Source organism: Vreelandella sp. 2A-K22, from assembly GCF_054065485.1.
In genome coordinates, this window is sequence record NZ_JBSUGC010000020.1 from 61,824 (window position 1) to 74,573 (window position 12,750).

Genomic DNA, 12,750 nt, shown 5'->3' on the forward strand with positions numbered 1-12,750 from the left:
CAGCTTTTTGCTGTTTACTCCTCCGCGAGCATGCTGCGGGCGATGACTACTTTTTGTACATCTGAAGCGCCTTCATAAATTCGCAGCGCGCGGATTTCCCGGTAGAGACTTTCGATAATATGGCCTTTGCGAACGCCATCGCCGCCGTGAAGCTGTACTGCCTGGTCAATCACCTGCTGAGCCTGGTCGGTGGCAAATAGCTTGGCCATTGCCGCTTCACGGGTCACCCGCTCAGCGCCTTGATCTTTCGTCCAGGCAGCGCGGTAAACCAGCAGGGCGGCGGCATCCACGTTTAGCGCCATATTGGCCAAGTGACCCTGCACCATTTGTAGATCAGCAAGAGTGGCGCCAAACAGCTCCCGGGAGCGGCTGCGAGAGAGCGACTCTTCCAGTGCCCGGCGGGCGAAGCCCAGGGCCGCCGCTCCAACAGTGGAGCGGAAAACGTCCAGCACCGACATGGCGATCCGAAAGCCTTGCCCGGGTTTGCCGATCAGCGCGCTGGCAGGCAGCACCATATCGTTGAAGCCCAGCCGTGCCAGGGGGTGAGGCGCCACCGACTCCAGGCGCTCACGAATCTCCAATCCAGGTGTGTCGGCAGGCACTAAAAAGGCTGAAAGCCCTTTGGCACCCGGGCCTTCACCAGTGCGGGCAAAGACTGTGTAGATATCGGCAATACCGCCGTTGGAGATCCAGGTCTTTTCGCCATTCAAACGGTAGCTATCGCCCTCGCGCTCAGCGGTGGTATCCAACTGGGCCACATCAGAGCCCGAGCGAGGCTCGCTCAGGGCAAACGCGGAAATTGCTTCACCACGCCGGGTTCTGTCCAGCCACTGCTTCTGTTCATCGCTGCCGTATAGGCTGATCGCACCGGTTCCCAGCCCCTGCATGGCAAACGAAAAATCGGCCAGGCCATCATGGCGGGCCAGGGTTTCACGGATCAGGCACAGGCTGCGCACATCGATATGCTCGCCCGCAGTGCCTTCCAGAAACCCAGCCTTGCCTAAATCGCGTACCAGTTGAATGCAGGTCGCATCCACATCGCTGTGGTCGCGGGGAAGTTCAGTGCGGCACCACGCTTCGAGCTGCTCGGAAAGTTCGCGGTGTCTGGCCTCGAAAAAGGGCCACGCTAGAAAGCTCTTGTCGCTCATCAGTCCCCCTTGAACTCAGGTTTTTGCTTGGCTACGAAGGCGTGGTAGGCACGCTCGAAATCGTTGGTCTGCATGCAGATCGCCTGGGCCTGGGCTTCCGATTCGATGGCCTGCTCCAGGCTCATCGACCACTCTTGGTTTAGCTGGGTTTTGGTAATGCTGTGGCCGAAGGTGGGGCCCTGAGCCAGGCGGGTGGCGTAAGCAATGGCGTCTTCTTCCAGGGAGTCTGGTTCGACCACTCGGTTGTAAAAGCCCCACTGCAGGCCTTCCGCGGCACTCATGCTACGGCCGCTGTAGAGCAGGTCGGCGGCTCGGCCTTGGCCGATAATGCGCGGCAGAATGGCGCAGGCGCCCATGTCACAGCCCGCCAGGCCCACGCGGGTAAACAGAAACGCCGTGCTGGCGCGTGGGGTGGCAAAACGAATATCCGAGGACATGGCAATAATCGCCCCCGCGCCAACGCAGATGCCGTCGACGGCGGCAATGATCGGTTTGCCGCAGTTCAGCATGGCCTTGACCAAGTCGCCGGTCATGCGGGTGAACTCGAGCAGTCCCTTCATATCCTTGCCCACCAGGGGGCCGATGATTTCATGTACGTCGCCGCCGGAGCAGAAGTTCTCGCCGTTGGAGGTAAACACCACGGCATGCACATCGGATGCATAGGCCAAGTCACGAAAGGTATCGCGCAGTTCGGCGTAGCTCTCGAATGTCAGCGGGTTCTTGCGCTCTGGGCGATTCAACCGGATAACGGCGACATCACCACTCATTTCCCAAATAAAGTGCTCGGGGGCCAGGTCAGCCATGCTTTTCATATTGTTGTTCTCGCCTGTCAGTGATTAATCGGAGTCGCCGTCGTTAAGATAAGGAGGCATCGTTAGGAGCAGTCGGTAAACGATGCAGCAACTCGCCTATGTGGTGGGCGTCCTCTTCAGTCACACCCTCAAATAGCGCATTGATCCAGCGTTCATGCTCAACGGCCATGGCCCTGAAGCTTTCGCGGCCAGCGCTGGTCAGGCAGACCCGCGTGGCGCGCCGGTCGCCCTCAATAGCAATACGTTCCACGGCGCCATCCTCCACCAAGCGGTCAATAATGCCGGTGACGTTGCCGTTGGAAACCCGCAGCCGCTTGGAGAGCTCGTTCATTTTCAGGCCCTCCTCAGCGGCATATAGCGCGGCCATCACATCAAAACGCGGCAGTGTAGAGTCGTGCTCGGTTCGCAGCCGTTCGCGCAGCTCGGACTCCACCTGACGGGTAACCCGCAGCATGCGCAGCCATAAGCGCAGGCGCTCCTTGCTTAAGCTTTCTGCCGTCATACTTCACCCCCTGAGATGGAAATCGCCTGGCCGTTGATTGCGCCACTGTTAGGCCCGCATAGCCATAGAGCCGTCGCGGTGACCTCTGCAGGAGTGACTAATCGCCCTGTAGGGTTGGTAGATTGAAAATGCGCGGTGGCCTGTTCGGCGGATTGGCCTGTTTTGGTCACAATATTCTCCACGCTGGCGGCCAGTAACGGCGTGTCGGTAAAACCTGGGCAGAGCGCATTAACGGTCATATCGCGAGTGGCGGTTTCAGTAGCCAGAGAACGCACCAACCCCACTACGCCATGCTTTGCCGCGCAGTAAGCACCCACATAGGCGTAACCTTTCAGGCCCGCGGTGGAGGCAACGGCGATAAGGCGCCCGCCGTCGTTCAACTGCTTCAAACCCTCACGCAGGGTCAGAAACACTCCGCTAAGGTTTACATTCAACATACGTTGCCACTGCTCGAAAGAGGTCTTGGCGAACGGCGCGCTCTCTGCCGCCCCAGCGTTGGCAATAACGATATCCACATTGCCGATCTTCTCGAAGAGCGCCACCATGGCGGCTTCGTCGGTGACATCGACCACGGCGGTACGAATGCCATCATGCTGCTCGGCAACGGCTTGAAGGGCTGCCTCGCGGCGGCCGGTAATCGTGACCTCGGCGCCCGCCTGGGCAAAGGCCAGGGCCATATCGGCACCGATACCGCTGCCGCCGCCGGTAATCACCGCCCGCTTGCCTGCCAGGCTCTTCGCTGCCGAGTTTCTATCGGATTGGCTCATACCCAACCCTCACCACGTTCAGCCAAGCGCTGTAGCTGATCGGCCCCTGCCCGGTAGGGTGCTGGCCACTCCACCTCACTATCACCCAACCCCGCAGCAACGTGCAGCAGCCAGTAAGGATCGGCGAGATGAGGGCGGGCGATACAGACTAAGTCGGCGCGTCCGGCCATCAGGATCGAGTTCACATGGTCGGCCTGATAGATATTGCCCACCGATATGGTGGCGATAGGCGTCTCGTTACGAATCCGGTCAGAGAAGGGCGTTTGGAACATACGCCCATAGACCGGTTTGGCCTGGGTCGAGGTTTGTCCGGCAGAGACATCGACAATATCCACCTCCGCATCGCGCAACCGTTTGGCGATCTCCACCGCATCGTCTGGGGTGATGCCTTCAGCGCCGCACCAGTCGTTGGCAGAAATACGCACCGAAAGCGGCTTATGGGCAGGCCAAACGCGGCGCACGGCGTTGATCACTTCAAGCGGGTAGCGCAGCCGGTTATCCAGCGAGCCGCCGTACTCATCATCACGGTGGTTGGTTAATGGCGTAATAAACGAAGAGAGCAGGTAACCGTGGGCGGCGTGGATCTCGATCATGTCAAAACCCGCGCGATCGGCCATCTGCGCCGCACTGACAAACTCATCGCGCACCCGATCCATATCGTCGCGATCCATTGCCTTGGGCACTTGGTTACGCGCTGACCAGGGCTGTGCTGAAGCTGCCAATATTGGCCAATTGCCATTCGCAAGCGGGGCATCCATCTCTTGCCAGCCCAACTGAGTAGAGCCCTTTGCTCCTGAATGGCCGATTTGGGCGCACAGCTTGGCCTTGGTTTCGGCGTGTACGAAATCACAAAGACGCTTCCACGCGGCTTCGTGCTCCGGGGCGTATAAACCTGGGCACCCTGGGGTAATTCGCCCTGTGGGGCTGACGCAGGTCATCTCGGTATATACCAGGCCTGCGCCACCCTTGGCACGCTCGGCATAGTGGCTAAAGTGCCAATCGGTAGGGCAGCCATCGACGGCTTTATACTGCGCCATGGGGGAGACCACCACGCGATTAACCAGCGTCATATCGCGTAGTTGATAAGGCGCAAACATCGGTGCACGGGCGCTGCCAGCGTTGCCTGCCTGGGTTTGGAACCAGCGCTCTGCACTTTCTAGCCACTGTGGGTCGCGTACCCGCAGGTTTTCGTGACTGATGCGCTGGGAGCGGGTCAATAGCGAGTAGTTGAACTGCACCGGGTCGAGATCCAGGTAGCGCTCCACCTGCTCAAACCACTCGGTGGAGTTGCGCGCGGCTGACTGTAGGCGCAGCACTTCGAAGCGGCGATCCTCTTCATAGCGAGCAACGGCAGCTGCCATGCTGCTTTCGCTGTGCAAGTAATTAGCCAGTGCAATGGCACTCTCCAGTGCGAGCTTGGAGCCGGAGCCAATCGAAAAGTGTGCGGTGGCGGCGGCGTCACCCATCAAAACTACGTTCTCATAGCTCCAGCGTTCGCAGAGTACCCGTGGAAAATTGATCCAGGCGGAGCCGCGTATATGGTTGGCATTGGTCATCAGCGCGTGGCCGTCGAGATGCTTGGCAAAGATGCGCTCGCAGACTGCAATCGACTCCTGCTGGTTCATTTCTCCAAAGCCAAACGCCTGCCAGGTGGCCTCACTGCACTCGACAATAAAGGTCGCCGTATCCCTATCAAACTGATAAGCGTGGGCCCACACCCAGCCATGCTCGGTCTTCTCGAAAATAAAGGTGAAAGCATCGTTGAAGGTTTGATGGGTACCCAGCCAAACGAACTTGCACGCTCGTACATCAATGTCGGGCTTGAAGTGATCGGCGTAGGTTTGGCGGGTGAGAGAATTAAGGCCATCGGCGGCCAAGACCAAGTCATACTCACGCCGGTACTGCTCAATGGAGGCTTCTGTAATATCGGTTTCAAAGCGCATCTCCACGCCGAGCTCGCGAGCGCGTTCCTGTAGCAGAATCAGCAGTTGGCGGCGGCCAATGCCACAAAATCCATGGCCTGTAGAGACGGTTTTGGCGCCTTTATGAACGACCGCAATGTCGTCCCAATAGGCGAAATGCTCACGAATGCGCTCTGCACTGACCGGGTCGTTGGCCGCCAGGTTGTCGAGGGTTTCGTCTGACAGCACCACGCCCCAGCCGAAGGTGTCGTCTGCACGGTTGCGCTCAATCACCACGATCTCATGGGAGGGATCGTGTAGCTTCATGCTGATAGCGAAATAGAGGCCGGCAGGCCCTCCACCCAGGCAGGCGATTCTCATTTTTATTCTCCACGGAAAACACTCTCTTTCCTGAAGATAGGAGAGGGCTCTATAAAATTCAAGTATAAACTTTTTAAGCTTAAAGTATTTTTCTGTGAGTATGCGTGCGAGCGTTTAAAGCCCTCATGCGGCTGTGCTCGCAATGGTGGCCGGAAGATGAGAGCATAAATAGACGCAGGAATATGGCAGGGGCTGCCGCTTGAGAGCGCTGGTTATCAGCCATAGAAGAAAGCGTTATGGGCAGTGAACTTTTAGTACCATGGAAACCGTACTTGCTGGGATTGACAGAGGTAGTGGGAGGCGCGACTCTAAGCCTATTATTTGATCTGAGCGTTTGATAGTAGTTATTAATAGCAGTTAAAGGTGACTTTAAGGAGAAAGCCCCATGCTCGAAGATTGCAAAAATGCCCTGGAGCGCTGGGGAGGCGTGCATTCCCTGATTGACCGCTGGCTGGATCAGCGCCGTCAGCTATTGATCAGCTTTATTGAGCTAAAAGAAGCGTGTGATGCTGAACTGGAAGCAGTGAGTAAAGCGCCTATCGATACGTTTAGTGAAAAGCTGATGGATTACATCAGCGCCGGTCACTTTGAGATTTACCCCCAGCTCTCGGAAGAGGCACGGGCCTTTAGCGACGAGGGCGCGCTCGTCATCGCGGAGAAGTTGCTTGAGCGTTTAGAAATGTCCACCGAGATGGTGTTGGAGTTCGATACCGATTTTGGCTCCACGCTTAGCTGCGAGCAAAACATCGCCCGCCTACCTGCCTGGATCGACCGCTTAGCCCGTGGCCTTACCGAACGCTTCGCGCTGGAAGACCAATTGATCGCGCGCTTACACGCCGCACACAGCCCGCAGCACACCAAAGCCCCCGCTTAAGTAAGACCTTCTATTAGACAGGCGCCGCCATGCGGCGCTTTTGCTCCATGGTAATCCCGCTTCAACCCCGGCACCGCTTCGCGCTGCTTCCGCGGGTGCGCTAACGCTTACGCCGCGCTACTAAATCACGCGTGCACATAACGCGGTGGGTGCCCAATACCTTATAATCGATTCACCATTCACCATTCACCATTCACCATTCACCATTCACCATTCACCATTCACCATTCACCATTCACCATTCACCATTCACCCCCTACGACGAAGCTTACCCCCAATCACCAACATACACGGCGTAAGCAGCAGTGTTAGCGCGGTGGCGAAGGTGAGGCCGCCGGCTATGGCGCTCGACATCTGCGTCCACCACTGGGCGGAGGGCGCATTAAAGCCCAGGGCAGGGGTGAACAGGTCTACATTGATCCCCAGCACCATCGGCATGAGCCCCAATACCGTGGTAATCGCCGTTAACAGCACTGGGCGTAGGCGTAAACAGCCCGCTTCAAGGGCGGCTTCGCCGGGTGTCATACCCTGGCCGCGCAGTTCGTTGTAGGTATCGATCAAAACAATGTTGTTATTGACCACGATACCCGCCAGAGCAATCACGCCCATCCCCACCATGACAATGCCAAACGCCTGGCCGGTAATCAGTAGGCCCATGAGCACCCCCGCGGTGGAGAACACAATCGCCGAGAGCACCAACCCCGCTTGATAAAAGCTATTGAACTGGGTGACCAGAATCAGCGCCATCAAACCGATAGCAATCAAGAAGGCACTGGCTAAGAACTGCATCGACTCCTGCTGGTCCTCCTGCTCACCCGCCACGTTGACCATCAGGCCATCAGGCAAACTGCCGCTGCTTGCGGCTAGCAGGGCAGTTAGGCGCTCATCAGCGAGATAGCCCGGTGCTAAGTCAGCCTCAATGGTAATCGCCCGGCGACCATTGATGCGATTAAGGGTGCCGACCTTCGGCGCCGGTTCCAGAGTCACAAAATTCGAGATCGGCACTTGGCCCCGCTGAGTGTTGATGGTCAAGCGCTCAAGCTGATCCAGCGAACGCCAGTTTTGCGGCAGACGCACGCGGATATCCACTTCATCGCTGACTTCCGGCGGGCGATAGCTAGCCACCTGAAGGCCGGTCGTCAGCAGTTGCACCGCGCTTCCAATGGTCGTTACATCGGTACCCATGCGCGCCGCCGCTTCGCGATCCACGTTAACCTGCCACTCCACGCCCGGAAGGCTGCGGTTATCCTCAATGTCGGTAAAGCCACCCAGCTCGCGCATTAGTTGGGTTATCTGGTTAACGCCTGCATCGGCGACGTCGGGATTCGTGGCGCTGACCTCAAGCACGATTGGCTTACCGCCACCGGGGCCCATCTCCTGCTCCTGAAATTCCAGCGTAATGCCGGGAATATCTCCGGCGCGCTCGGCCATGTCGTCCAAAATGGCCTGGGCAGGGCGACGCTCATGCCAATCGATAAACTGGAACTGCAGCATGCCAATCACATCGTTGCCCATCTGCTGGTTAGGCACCGCAAAGGAGCGCGCATACAACGCTCGCACTTCACTCATGCCGGATAGTTTGGCTTCCACCCGCTGCACAATGGCGTCGGTTTCAACGGCGGAGAAGTCGCCTCGGGCGCGCACCAACACCTGGGCGCTGTCAGGCTCTACGGCTGGGAAGAAGTCGACACCGTGGTTAAAGCGCGCATAGCCGGTATACAGCAGAGCCATTAACAATACGGTCACCAGCAGTACCCAGGCAGGGTGCATAAGTAGCCTTGCCAGCAGGTGGCGATAGCCACGCCCAAAGGAAGTCGTCGCCTCATCATGGTTGGCGTCTGTCGTGGTTGCGGTGGTACGCGTAAACAGGCGCCCAAGAGTAGGTAAGAACACCAACGCCATGGCCAGCGATGCTAGCAGACACAAAATCACTGTGGCGGGCAGGTACTTCATAAACTGACCGACCACGCCAGGCCAGAACAGCAGGGGAATAAAGACCGCCAGCGTAGTGGCCGTCGAGGCAATCACCGGCCAGCTCATTCTTGCAGCAGCGTTGAGCCACGCCTGATGAGGCGTTTGGCCATCGCGCAGATGGCGATCGGCAAGCTCACTGACCACGATAGCGCCATCCACCAGCATGCCCGCCACCAGAATCAGTGCAAACAGCACCACGATATTGAGCGTAAAACCAAACGCCCATACCAGCAGAATACCGGTTAAGAAGGCACCGGGAATGGTAAGCCCCACCAGCAGCGCCATGCGCCAGCCCATCACCGCGACCACTACAATCAGCACTAGCACAACGGCGGTCAGTACGTTATTGAGCAGCTCGGAGAGCATATTCTTAACGGTGGTCGACTCATCCAGAATAGTGGTGAAACGCAACTGCTCGGGAAGTAAGTCATCTGCATCGGCTAAGCGGTCACGCACCGCGCCAATGGTGGCGATGATATTCGCCCCGGCGCGTTTGGAAACTTCCAGCACCACCGCTGGTTGGCCATCGATGCGGGCAAAGCCTTCGGGGTCTTTATAGGTAGGGTTGATCCAGGCCACATCGCCAAAGGTGACCACACGATCCTCATCGACCTTGACCGGCATATTCATAACATCGTCAAGGGACTCGATAATACCGGGGACTTTCAGCGCCAGGCGCCCCGCGCCGGTATCCAAACTGCCCGCTGCCACCAAGCGGTTATTGCGCGATACCTGATTAAATAGCGTGTCAAAGTCGACGCCGTAGCTTTCCAATACCAGCGGATCCACGACGATCTCCAGCAGATCTTCCCGCTCACCGGCAATATCGACTTCCAGCACATCGGCAATACCTTCGATCTCCTCCTGCAAGCGTCGGGCAATCGTCATGCGCTCACGGGTATCCAACTGCCCGGAGAGGCCAATGGTCAACACCGGAAACTCCGAGACGTTGACCTCCATCACCCGCGGCTCATCGGCCTCGGAAGGTAGTTCGCTGCGGGCAATATCCACCCGGTCACGTACATCGGTTAGCGCGGTGTCGGGATCAAAGCCGGGGTCGAATTCCAGAGTAATCGAGCCATGCCCCTCGCTGGATTGGGCGGTGAACTTGCGCAACCCTTCAATGCCACGCAGTTCCTGCTCCATGGGGCGAATCAGTAGCCGTTCGCCATCCTCGGGGCTCACCCCCTCCAGTGTCAGCGAGACATAAATCATCGGAATGGTGACGTCGGGGTTAGCTTCTTTAGGAATCATCTGCCAGGCAGTGATGCCCGCCAATAGAAGACTCACCAGCAGCAGTAATGTCGTGCGAGTGTGGGCTAGCGCCGCATTAATCAACTGGCGCATGAACGCTATCCTGTTCCGCCGGCTGTGAAATAATCGCCTCTTCAACAGGCACCGGGGTCACTGTCTCACCGATATCTACCATGCCGGCGCCCAACGTGATCAGGCGTAGCGGGTCGGGTAGGCCAGTCACGTAGGCGTGCTGCGTATCGGCACTCACCAGCTCCACGGTGGTCTGCTGTACTGTGTCGTTCTCATCCAGGTGCTTGACCGCCAGTTGGCCTTCGCTATTCAAGCTCAGCAGCGCAGGCGAAAGGGTGTGCACCTGGCGGGGCGGCAGCGTAATGGTCAGCTCCGCGCTGCCGCCTGCCAGGCGTTTACCGGCCGGGTTATCCAGCGTGGCTTCGATATAAAAGCTGCGAGTGGCCTCTTCAGCGCGGTGACTAACAAAGGTCAGCTCACCTTCGAGGTGGTCGCCATTGAGTAGCCGCGCGGTGACCGGTAACCCCTCGCTTAAATCGCCCACTTGCTGCTGAGAAACCCAGGCGGCACCTGTCAAACGGCGGTCATCGACCAACTGGCCCCACTCTTCACCGGGCTGCAGCAGGTCGCCTAGCTCTACCTGCACGCGGTTCAGCACGCCATCGAAAGGTGCGGTGGGGCGGCTGTCGTCCAGTTGCTTCTGGAGTTGCGCCACGGAAGCAGCGCTGGCGCTTAGTGCGCTCTGCAGGCGCAGTAACTCGGGCTGGGAAATCAGCTCCCGTTGGCGCAGGTTGCGAGCCCCGGCATACTCCGCCTCGGCCACGGCTAGTTCATCCCGGGCCTGCTGTAGCTGCTCGGGCAGAGCGTCATTATCCAGCACCAGTAGCGTATCGCCCGCCGCAACGCGGCTACCTTGCGCGACCGGCTTCTCAGCCACAAAGCCTGCGACGTTGGCGCGCAGGGTGGTTTCGCGCTCTGCCGTCAGTTGGCCCTGGACGATTTGCTGAGGAATAAACGGCGTGCTCTGCTGCACGACAATTTCAACCCGCGAACCTGCTTCGCTGCGCGCGGGTGCGTCTGGGGGCGTGGTTTGAAAGCGCTGAAAATTACCAAAAGCGAGCCATATCACTAGCGCCAGCACCAGTAGGCTAGCCAAGGCATAAGAAAACGGAATTTTTCGCATGGAGCATCCATGTCCTTAGCAAAACAAGAAAGGAGGCCATAAAGCCGAAGATACCATAGCGCAACTCAGCCTTTTCAGCGAGTAGCAAGCCATTGAGCGGATAGCAAGGTTGGTAAATGGGTTGTAGTCTCATGTCTGATTGAGTTTTTCCCCGGCTGGGCATACCATCTTTGCGTCTTGAGTTCTGTTAAGCCACTCCTCAGGCGAGAACCATCCCTAGGCGAACCAATCAAGGAGCAATGATGAAAGATCCAGTACGTATTGCGATTACCGGCGGCGCCGGTCAGATCAGCTACTCTCTTATTTTCCGCATCGCCGCTGGCGACATGTTGGGGCCGGATCAGCCTGTCATTCTCCAGCTTCTGGAAATTCCCCAGGCAATGGACGCCCTGAACGGCGTGGTAATGGAAGTTAACGACTGTGCCTTCCCGCTGGTACAAGACATCGTTGCCACCGATGACCCGAACGTAGCGTTCAAAGACGCTGATTTCGCCTTGCTGGTTGGCGCACGTCCGCGTGGCCCAGGCATGGAGCGTAAAGACCTGCTGGAAGCCAACGCAGCGATCTTCTCCGTTCAAGGTAAAGCATTGAACGATCACGCCAGCCGTGATGTGAAAGTGCTGGTCGTTGGTAACCCGGCCAACACCAACGCGCTGATTGCTTCCTGCAACGCGCCGGATCTGGACGCAGGTCAGTTCACCGCCATGACGCGTTTGGATCACAACCGTGCTCTGACCCAGCTGGCTCAGAAAACTGGTAAGCACGTCACTGACGTTGAAAACATGATCATCTGGGGCAACCACAGTGCCACCCAGTACCCGGATCTGGCTCAGTGCAAAGTCGACGGCAAAGCAGCGTTCGATCTGGTTGAGCGCGACTGGTACGAAAACGACTTTATCCCCACCGTGCAGCAGCGCGGCGCGGCGATTATCAAGGCACGTGGCGCTTCTTCTGCCGCTTCTGCTGCCTCTTCCGCCATCGACCATATGCACGACTGGGCGCTGGGTTCCAAAGGCATCGTCAGCATGGCAATTCCGTCTGACGGCAGCTACGGCATCGACGAAGGCATCATCTACTCCTACCCAGTGCGTTGCCAGGGTGGCAAGTATGAAATCGTTCAAGGCTTCGAAATTGACGAATTCAGCCAAGAGAAGATGAAAGCCACCGAGAAAGAACTGCGCGAAGAGCGTGCAGCAGTCGAGCACCTGCTCGGCTAAACGCGCCCGCTGACGCTTTTACACTAGCGCCAGTTAACGCCAAACCCCGCAAGCTTAGCTTGTGGGGTTTTTTGTTGGGTGAGATTTAACAGCATGAAACGGTGCCGAGGTTGGTGTGGGGTACCACGGCCATTTGCATAATGTGCACATGCTCTTGGAATCCCCACCCTCATGTGTCTGCGAGATTTAGTAGCGCGTGGTAAGCGAAGCGCACCCGCGGATGCATCGCGGAGCGGTGCCGGGGTTGGCCTGTGTAGGCGGTGATGGTTGGGTGCTGTTGGGCGTCGTTCCGCCGCCTCCCGCGGGTGCCTCGAAACGCTCGCTGAACTCGCTTTCTCGTTACCACGCGCTACGACAATCACTCGATTTCGGTGGCGTGATGACGTGCCACGGCCATGTACATAATGTGCACACGCCCTTGGAATCCCCACCTTCATGTGTCTGCGAGATTTAGTAGCGCGTGGTAAGCGAAGCGCACTCGCGGAAGCAGCGCGAAGCGGTGCCGGGGTTGGTGTGGGGTACCACTAGGTGTCATCCCGCCGTCATCCTCAAGTGCCTCGTTTGCTCGTCACCACGCGCTACGAGACCTATACTCCTGACGATTCACGATTCACGATTCACGATTCACGATTCACGATTCACGATTCACGATTCACGATTCACGATTCACGATTCACGATTCACGATTCACGATTCACGATTCACGATTCACGATTCACGATTCA

The 12,750-nt window shown here is 57.8% G+C and carries 9 protein-coding genes; 2 read left to right on the forward strand and 7 right to left on the reverse strand.

Annotation, left to right across the window (positions count from 1 at the left end; all coding sequences use genetic code 11):
• Window positions 1–14: 14 nt before the first annotated feature.
• Genes ACW17M_RS22205 through ACW17M_RS22225 form a run of 5 tightly spaced genes read right to left on the reverse strand, consistent with a single transcriptional unit; the run spans window position 15 to window position 5,511 of the window.
• Window positions 15–1,148: an acyl-CoA dehydrogenase family protein gene (locus tag ACW17M_RS22205; protein ID WP_457548105.1), complete on the reverse strand. Its 1,134-nt coding sequence runs from the start codon at window positions 1,146–1,148 to the stop codon at window positions 15–17.
• Window positions 1,148–1,960: an enoyl-CoA hydratase family protein gene (locus ACW17M_RS22210; RefSeq protein WP_457548106.1), complete on the reverse strand. Its 813-nt coding sequence runs from the start codon at window positions 1,958–1,960 to the stop codon at window positions 1,148–1,150. The genes ACW17M_RS22205 and ACW17M_RS22210 overlap by 1 nt, the downstream gene beginning before the upstream one ends.
• A 43-nt stretch (window positions 1,961–2,003) precedes the next feature.
• Window positions 2,004–2,462 carry a MarR family winged helix-turn-helix transcriptional regulator gene (locus ACW17M_RS22215; protein ID WP_400674962.1) on the reverse strand — a complete coding sequence of 153 codons (459 nt, stop codon included), beginning with the start codon at window positions 2,460–2,462 and terminating at the stop codon, window positions 2,004–2,006.
• Window positions 2,459–3,229 carry an SDR family NAD(P)-dependent oxidoreductase gene (locus tag ACW17M_RS22220; RefSeq protein ID WP_443603846.1) on the reverse strand — a complete coding sequence of 257 codons (771 nt, stop codon included), beginning with the start codon at window positions 3,227–3,229 and terminating at the stop codon, window positions 2,459–2,461. The genes ACW17M_RS22215 and ACW17M_RS22220 overlap by 4 nt, the downstream gene beginning before the upstream one ends.
• Window positions 3,226–5,511 carry a bifunctional salicylyl-CoA 5-hydroxylase/oxidoreductase gene (locus ACW17M_RS22225; RefSeq protein ID WP_457548107.1) on the reverse strand — a complete coding sequence of 762 codons (2,286 nt, stop codon included), beginning with the start codon at window positions 5,509–5,511 and terminating at the stop codon, window positions 3,226–3,228. Before ACW17M_RS22225 ends, ACW17M_RS22220 begins: the two co-directional genes overlap by 4 nt.
• Window positions 5,512–5,896: 385 nt before the next feature.
• Between ACW17M_RS22225 and ACW17M_RS22230 the strand changes: the two genes are divergently transcribed.
• On the forward strand, window positions 5,897–6,385 hold the full coding sequence (locus ACW17M_RS22230; RefSeq protein WP_009288487.1) for an Rsd/AlgQ family anti-sigma factor: 489 nt from the start codon (window positions 5,897–5,899) through the stop codon (window positions 6,383–6,385).
• Window positions 6,386–6,634: 249 nt separating this feature from the next.
• Here the strand turns inward: ACW17M_RS22230 and ACW17M_RS22235 are convergent, their stop codons facing one another.
• Together ACW17M_RS22235 and ACW17M_RS22240 are read right to left on the reverse strand one after the other, a co-directional pair.
• A complete protein-coding gene (locus ACW17M_RS22235) occupies window positions 6,635–9,706 on the reverse strand; it encodes an efflux RND transporter permease subunit (protein ID WP_400674972.1) in 3,072 nt (1,023 codons plus the stop codon).
• On the reverse strand, window positions 9,690–10,808 hold the full coding sequence (locus tag ACW17M_RS22240; RefSeq protein WP_457548108.1) for an efflux RND transporter periplasmic adaptor subunit: 1,119 nt from the start codon (window positions 10,806–10,808) through the stop codon (window positions 9,690–9,692). Before ACW17M_RS22240 ends, ACW17M_RS22235 begins: the two co-directional genes overlap by 17 nt.
• 242 nt (window positions 10,809–11,050) lie before the next feature.
• On the opposite strand from ACW17M_RS22240, the gene ACW17M_RS22245 reads away from it, so the two are divergent.
• The gene (locus ACW17M_RS22245) at window positions 11,051–12,025 is read left to right on the forward strand and encodes a malate dehydrogenase (protein ID WP_022519687.1); all 975 of its coding nucleotides are present in this window, start codon (window positions 11,051–11,053) and stop codon (window positions 12,023–12,025) included.
• Window positions 12,026–12,750 lie beyond the last annotated feature (725 nt).

What these genes read in the sequence shown, in the direction of transcription:
- ACW17M_RS22210 (WP_457548106.1), bottom strand. Translation starts at nt 1,960, where the DNA reads ATGAAAAGCATGGCTGACCTGGCCCCCGAGCACTTTATTTGGGAAATG.
- ACW17M_RS22235 (WP_400674972.1), bottom strand. Translation starts at nt 9,706, where the DNA reads ATGCGCCAGTTGATTAATGCGGCGCTAGCCCACACTCGCACGACATTA.
- ACW17M_RS22220 (WP_443603846.1), bottom strand. Translation starts at nt 3,229, where the DNA reads ATGAGCCAATCCGATAGAAACTCGGCAGCGAAGAGCCTGGCAGGCAAG.
- ACW17M_RS22215 (WP_400674962.1), bottom strand. Translation starts at nt 2,462, where the DNA reads ATGACGGCAGAAAGCTTAAGCAAGGAGCGCCTGCGCTTATGGCTGCGC.
- ACW17M_RS22225 (WP_457548107.1), bottom strand. Translation starts at nt 5,511, where the DNA reads ATGAGAATCGCCTGCCTGGGTGGAGGGCCTGCCGGCCTCTATTTCGCT.
- ACW17M_RS22240 (WP_457548108.1), bottom strand. Translation starts at nt 10,808, where the DNA reads ATGCGAAAAATTCCGTTTTCTTATGCCTTGGCTAGCCTACTGGTGCTG.
- ACW17M_RS22205 (WP_457548105.1), bottom strand. Translation starts at nt 1,148, where the DNA reads ATGAGCGACAAGAGCTTTCTAGCGTGGCCCTTTTTCGAGGCCAGACAC.
- ACW17M_RS22245 (WP_022519687.1), top strand. Translation starts at nt 11,051, where the DNA reads ATGAAAGATCCAGTACGTATTGCGATTACCGGCGGCGCCGGTCAGATC.
- ACW17M_RS22230 (WP_009288487.1), top strand. Translation starts at nt 5,897, where the DNA reads ATGCTCGAAGATTGCAAAAATGCCCTGGAGCGCTGGGGAGGCGTGCAT.